The 6322-nt window shown below is 69.4% G+C and carries 6 protein-coding genes; all 6 read left to right on the forward strand.

Translation table 11 applies throughout. From position 1 onward, the window contains the following. Positions 1-637: GDP-mannose 4,6-dehydratase (locus tag VKH46_11745; protein ID HKB71510.1), on the forward strand; the 637-nt coding region annotated here is incomplete at its 5' end. Between the two features lie 304 nt (positions 638-941). Continuing rightward, positions 942-1811, forward strand: coding sequence for a dTDP-4-dehydrorhamnose reductase (gene rfbD / locus VKH46_11750; protein HKB71511.1), 870 nt, complete (start codon positions 942-944; stop codon positions 1809-1811). A gap of 25 nt (positions 1812-1836) precedes the next feature. Then, positions 1837-2634: a helix-turn-helix domain-containing protein gene (locus tag VKH46_11755; GenBank protein ID HKB71512.1), complete on the forward strand. Its 798-nt coding sequence runs from the start codon at positions 1837-1839 to the stop codon at positions 2632-2634. 69 nt (positions 2635-2703) lie between these two features. Further along, positions 2704-4224: a serine hydrolase gene (locus VKH46_11760; protein HKB71513.1), complete on the forward strand. Its 1521-nt coding sequence runs from the start codon at positions 2704-2706 to the stop codon at positions 4222-4224. 59 nt (positions 4225-4283) lie between these two features. Next, positions 4284-5681 (forward strand): DUF92 domain-containing protein, encoded by a 1398-nt coding sequence (locus VKH46_11765; protein HKB71514.1) that lies wholly within the window; start codon positions 4284-4286, stop codon positions 5679-5681. Further along, on the forward strand, positions 5678-6322 hold a 645-nt coding region (locus tag VKH46_11770), incomplete at its 3' end, for a UbiA family prenyltransferase (GenBank protein HKB71515.1). The genes VKH46_11765 and VKH46_11770, both read left to right, overlap by 4 nt.

Here is a 6322-nt window from a genome sequence, read left to right on the forward strand (position 1 = left end):
TTACGGCTCGATCGAGAGCGGCGCCTTCACGGAGGAATCGGCGCTCCACCCGCGCAACCCGTACTCGGCGTCGAAGGCCGGAGGGGACCGCCTCGCGTACTCGTACTGGGCCTCGTACGGCGTTCCGGTCGTGATCACGCGCGCGTCGAACAACTACGGCCCCTACCAGTACCCGGAGAAGCTGATCCCCCTCTTCGTCACCAACGCGCTCGACGACCTGCCGCTGCCGCTTTACGGGGACGGGAAAAACGTCCGCGACTGGCTCTTCGTCGACGATCACGCCGCGGCGATCGAGTTCCTGATCGAGCGGGGCGAGGCCGGGCAGGTCTACAACGTCGCGGGCGGCAACGAGTGCGAGAACGTCGAGATCACCAAGAAGATCCTCGCGATCCTCGGCAAGCCCGAAACGCTCATCCGGCCGGTCGCCGACCGGGTCGGGCACGATCGCCGGTATTCGCTCGATTCCGGGAAGCTCGCGAAGCTCGGTTTCCGCCCCGAGACGAAGTTCGACGACGCCCTGGCTTCGACGATCGACTGGTACGTGGCGCATCCCGACTGGTGGCGCCCGATCAAGGATCACGATCCGCACTACCGCGATTTCTACAAGACGCAGTACCACGAGCGGCTGCGCTCGTGAGCACGCTCAGACGCTCGTGAAACCCGCGTCCTCGCCCCTATCTGCGGGGCGCGTCCGCGAAACCTCACCCCCCTGCCCCCTCTCCATGTGGAGAGGGCGTGAGAGAAGAGTCCCAATCCCGTCATTGTTTAGAACGGCTAGATTCTTCGTCGCTTGCTTCTCAGAATGACAGGGTCAACTTATGACAGGTGAGTCCGCTCTACCCTCTCCACATGGAGAGGGGTCGCCGTGAGGCGGGGGTGAGGTTTCGCCGGAGCACCGACGAATACGGCAGGGAAGAATCGGCCGTGACACCTTCGACGAGATGAAAAAGGTCCTCATCACCGGCGGGGGCGGGATGCTCGCCCGCGATCTGCGCGCGGCGCTCGGCCGCCGGAATGACGTCCAGGTCGTCGCGCCGACCCGTGTCCAGCTCGACGTGACGAACGCCGGGCACGTGCGCGGCGTGATCGCGAGCTTCCGGCCGGACGTCGTCTTCCACTGCGCCGCGTTCACGAAGGTCGACCTCTGCGAGACCGACCCGCGGGCGCAAGCGGTCAACGCCGACGCGGTCGCGACACTCGCGGAGTCCTGCGCCAAGAGCGGGGCGAAGCTCGTCCACGTCTCGACCGACTTCGTCTTCGACGGCACGAAACGATCCCCCTACGTCGAGGACGATCCGGCGGCGCCGCTCTCCGCCTATGGCCGAACCAAGCTTGAAGGTGAGCAGCATGCGCTCGAAGCGCCGGGAGCGCTGGTCGTCCGAGCATCGTGGCTCTTCGGCAACGGCGGGCCGAACTTCGTCGAGGCGATGCTGAAGCAGGCGGAGGACGGAAAGAAAGAAGTCCGCGTCGTCGCCGACCAGGTGGGCCGCCCGACCGCCACGACCGACCTCGCGGAAGCCCTCGTGACGCTCGCCGGAGCCGGCGCTGCCGGAATCGTGCATTACGCGAACCGCGGCGAAGTCACGTGGAACGAATTCGCCCGCGAGATCTACCGCCTCGCCGGTTTCGACGGCATCGACGTCCGGCCGATCACGTCGGCCGAGCTCGCTCGTCCGGCCGCGCGTCCGGCGTATTCCGTCCTTTCGACCGGGAAATTCGAGCGGCTGACCGGAGAGACGCCGCGGGACTTCCGGGAGCCGCTGGCGGAATACCTGCAACGGCGGGGGACGTCGCTTTCGGGGAACATTTGATTCGAGGCGCTCGTATAGTCGATCGATGCCCTCCGCGCCGACCCCTTCCGAGCCCGTCGCCCATCCGGCCGGTCCCTTCGTCCTGACGATGAGCCGGTATGCCGGCGGGTGCCGGCAGCCGCCGCACGCGCACGAGGCCGCCCAGATCACGATCCTCCTTCGCGGCGCGATTCGCGAGGTCGTGGAGGGGCGCCACGAGAATGGAACGCCGCTCAGCATGGTCGTCAAGCCTCCGGGGGTGCGGCATTCAGACGAGATCGGTCCCGGCGGCGCCCGCACTCTCCAGATCGCGTTCGCCGGCGTGTTCGCCGAGAGGCTGGCCGCCGCCGGCACGACCCTCGGACGGTGGCGCTGGATGCACGCGGGCCCGGCGGTGCGGACGATGCTCGCTCTCGCGGCCGAATACGACGCCGCGGGCCCCCTCGACGCCGCTCTTCTGGAAGACCGCGTCTGGGACGTGCTGGGAACGATCGGCGAGGACGGCGGCGGGAGGGAGCGCCATCCCTCCCCGGCATTGCGCCGCGTCAAGGAGAGGATCGACGACGGCGACGGCCTTTCCGTCCGGGCGCTCGCGCGGGAGGCGCGGTTGCATCCCGCTTCGTTGACGCGGGCGTTCCGCCGGTCCTACGGGACCTCGGTCGTCTCGTACCGGACGCGCCAGCGCTTTCGTCGGGCCGCAGAGGCGATCGCCTCGGGCGGGTGCGACCTCACGCGCCTTGCCCACGAGCACGGGTATGCGGACCAGGCCCATCTGTGTCGGGACTTCCGGCGGCGGGCGGGGCTCACGCCGTCCGGATATTCGCGCCTCGTCGCGCGCGTCTGAGCCGGGCTCGATTCGTTCAAGCCATCGCGTTTCGGCTTCGGTAGATTCCGGAGCAACGGAGGTGCACGAGTGATCGACACGAGAGGCCGGACCATCGGAAGAATTCTCCTGGCGGCGTTCCTGGCGCGCGCGGCCGGGGCCGCGGCCCCGCCGCCGGCCGGAGACTGGAGAAAGGACGTCGACGCGTTCGCCCGCCGGGTCGTCGACTCGGGCCTGGCGCCCGGCCTCTCGCTGTCGGTCGTCGACCGCGACTGGGTGATCCACGCGAAAGGGTTCGGCGTCGCCGACCGGGACACGGGACGCGGGGTCACCGAAGACACGCCGTTCTACCTCGCCTCCAGCACGAAGGCGTTCACCGCGCTCGCCGCCGTCCGCCTCGCCGACCGGGGCGAGCTCGATCTCGACGCGCCGCTCTCGCGCTATCTTCCCGATCTCAAACTCCGGCCACCGCTCTCGGCCGATGCGATCACGATTCGGAACCTCCTGACGATGACGCACGGCATCCGGGACGGAGGCCCCGTCGTTTTCCGCACGGCGTTTTCCGGAGATTTCACTCGGGACGGACTGATCGCGATTCTCGGGACTTACGGCCCCTCGACGACGGGACGGGCGTTCCACTACGGCAATCTCGGCTACAACATCCTCGGCCTCGTGCTGGAGGCCCGGACGAAATCGAGCTGGAAAGACGTGGTCCGGCGGGAAGTGCTCGAGCCGGCGGGAATGAGCGAGACGAAAGCGCGTCTTTCCGAGCTCGACCCGGACGCGATCGCCCGTCCGCACGCCTTCGGACCCGGCGGCTGGCGGCGAACCCCGCTCGCCAAGAGCGACGCGACCCTGCACGCGGCCGGCGGCCTTTTCTCCTCGGCGCGCGACCTCGGACGATTCCTCGCGGCGGAGGTTTCCGGCGGCGCGATCGACGGCACGCGTGTTTTTCCGGCCGACACGATCGCGGCGACGCAGAAGGCCGCGGTGGAGCAGAACCGCGACTTCGGGCCCTTCCACCGGTTCGCGTGGGGGCTCGGGTGGGACCTCTCGCGGTACGAAGGCGATCTCGTCGTGAGCCGGTTCGGCGGCTTCGCGGGCTATTTCTCGCATGTGTCGTTCATGCCGGATCACGGGATCGGCGTCGCCGTGCTCGTCAACGGAGAGGAGCCCGCGACCTCCGCGGCCGACCTCGTCGCAACTTACGTCTACGACCGCCTGCTCGGAAAGCCCGGTCTCGAGGAGACGTACGCGGCAAGGCTCGCCGGGTTGGAATCGAAAGCGGACGCCTATCGCAAGAAGCTTCCCGAGGAGCTCGCCCGCCGCGCGGAGCGTCAGAAGCCCCTTCCCCATCCGCTCGGCGATTACGCCGGCGTCTACGAGAACCCGCGGTTCGGGCGGATGGACTGGCGGGTGATCGCCGGGGGGTTGGAAGTCCGCGCCGGCGAAGCGACGAACCGGGCGGAAGTGTACGACGCGGCCGCCAATCAGCTCCGCGTCGAGCTCATGGAGAGCGGCGAGGTCGTGACGTTCCGGTTCGAGAAGGAAAAGGGCCCGGCGGCCTCGCTCGAATACCTCGAGGAGGAGTGGAAGAGAGTCCCCCGCTAGATCGCGGAAACCCGGCGGCGGGCGAGGCGCGGGCTTTCCCGCATGCTAGATTCCGGCCAATGCCGTCCGCGACGATCTCTGTCGGCGAGTGGGGCCGCAAGGCCGTCCACGCGGGAATGGGGCTCTTTGCGCTTCTCCTTCGTTGGTTGTCGTGGCCGATCGCCGCGCTCTGTGCGGCCGGCGCTCTGCTCTTCAATCTCTTCGCGCTCCCGGCGTTCGGCCGCGGGATCTATCGCGACGGGGCGAGGCGGCGCGACGTCGGGATCGTCGCCTATCCGGCGACCGTGCTCCTCGTCATCCTTCTCTTCCGCCACGCGCTGCCGGCGGCCGCGGCGATCTGGGGAATGATGGCGTTGGGCGACCCGATGGCATCGATCGTCGGCCGGACCGTCGGCGGCCCGGCGCTTCCCTGGAACGGAAAGAAGACCTGGACCGGCTCGGCCGCCTATGCCGTCTTCGGCGCGGCCGGGGGCGCGCTCCTCATGGCGTTCAGCGGGCGGGTCGCCGTCGGAGTCGCGCTCTCCGCGTTCGCCGGATTCGCGCTGCTCGGCGCGTTCGTCGAGTCCCTCGAGACGGGGCTCGACGACAACGTCGTGCCCGGGCTCGCCGTCGCGTTCGCGTGGGCCTCGCTCCACATGGGGCCGCTCGTCGGCGCCGCCGGCCCGGCCGTCGTCTCCGGCGGTCCCCGCGTCGCGTTCGCGACCGCTCTCGCGGTCAACGCGGCAATCGCGCTCCTCTCGATTCCTCTCCGGCTCGTCGCGCTCTCCGGCTCGATCGCCGGCTTCGTCGCCGGGTCGATCATCCTGCATTTTGGCGGGTGGGGCGCCTACGCGGTGCTCTGGACGTTCTTCCTCTTCGGAACGCTCGCCTCGAAGCTCGGGTATGCGCGCAAGGAGAAGCTCGGCACGGCGCAGGCGAATCGCGCGCGGCGCGGCGCGCGCCACGTGTGGGCGAACGTCTCCGTCGGGGCCTGGATCGTGTTCGCGATGCGGGCCCGGGTCGTCGCTTCGTCCGTGCCGGTCCTGCCTCTGGCGCTCGCGGGGTCGTTCGCGGCGGCGCTCGCCGACACGTTCGGCACCGAGCTCGGTACGCTCTACGGCCGGCGGCCGCTGCTCCTTTCGCGGATGAAAGCCGTGCCGCCCGGCACGCGCGGCGCGGTCTCCGGCGCGGGCGTCCTCGGCGGCGTTCTCGGCGCGTTCCTCGTCGCGGCGGCCGGCGCGGCCGCCGGGCTCTATTCCTGGCGGCTCGCCGTCGTCGTCGTCGCGGCGGGCGTGGCCGGGTCCCTCGCCGAATCTCTTCTGATCGACCTCGCGGCCCGAAGGGAAATCCGCGTCGACCACGAGTTCTGCAACGCGTTCAACACGCTCGTCGGCGCGGCGGTCGCGTGGGAGATCGCGGCTTCGATCGCGCTCGGACGCCTCTACGTTCCCTTCGGCAACGTGTGGGGGATCGCGTGAGCGGCACGGCCGGCGAGGCGAGGCGCTCGCCGCTCGCGGCGCACCTGGCGCTGTGGCGGCCGTTCACGCTGCTTCCGCCGCTGCTCGGCATCCTCTCCGGCGCGATCTGCGCGTACGGCTCGGCGCACAACCCCGACCCGGCGCGGCGCGTCACCTGGGCGGTCGTGCTGACGATCGCGCTCGGATCGCTCGACGCCTCGGCGATGAACGCGGCGTCGAACATCGTCAACCAGATCGCGGACTTCGAGATCGATCGCGAGAACAAGCCCGGGCGGCCGCTCGTCACGGGGGAAGTGTCGTTTTCCTCCGCCTGGATCGTGGCCTCGATTCTCTACGCCTTCTCCCTGCTGCCGACGTGGTTCGTCGTCCCCTATCCGCGGACGAGCTTCCACGACCGGCTGACCGCGCCGCTTCTCGACCACGCCTGCTTCTTCATCTACGTCGCGGGGGCGCTGGCGACCTTCGTCTATTCCTTCCCGGCCTTCGGCCGCAGCAAGCGGCACTGGTTCTGGGCGAACTTCACGATCGCCTCGACGCGCGGCTGCCTGCTGAAGGTCGCCGGATGGTCGTTCGTGGCGCGGGTGAATGCCTGGGAGGCCTGGACGATCGGGGGAGTCATGGGCCTCTATCTCCTCGGGGCG

The organism is Thermoanaerobaculia bacterium, from assembly GCA_035260525.1.
Lineage (GTDB): Bacteria > Acidobacteriota > Thermoanaerobaculia > UBA5066 > DATFVB01 > DATFVB01.

Coding starts and splice junctions, on each gene's coding strand:
- rfbD (HKB71511.1), top strand. CDS start 942: ATGAAAAAGGTCCTCATCACCGGCGGGGGCGGGATGCTCGCCCGCGAT.
- VKH46_11755 (HKB71512.1), top strand. CDS start 1,837: ATGCCCTCCGCGCCGACCCCTTCCGAGCCCGTCGCCCATCCGGCCGGT.
- VKH46_11765 (HKB71514.1), top strand. CDS start 4,284: ATGCCGTCCGCGACGATCTCTGTCGGCGAGTGGGGCCGCAAGGCCGTC.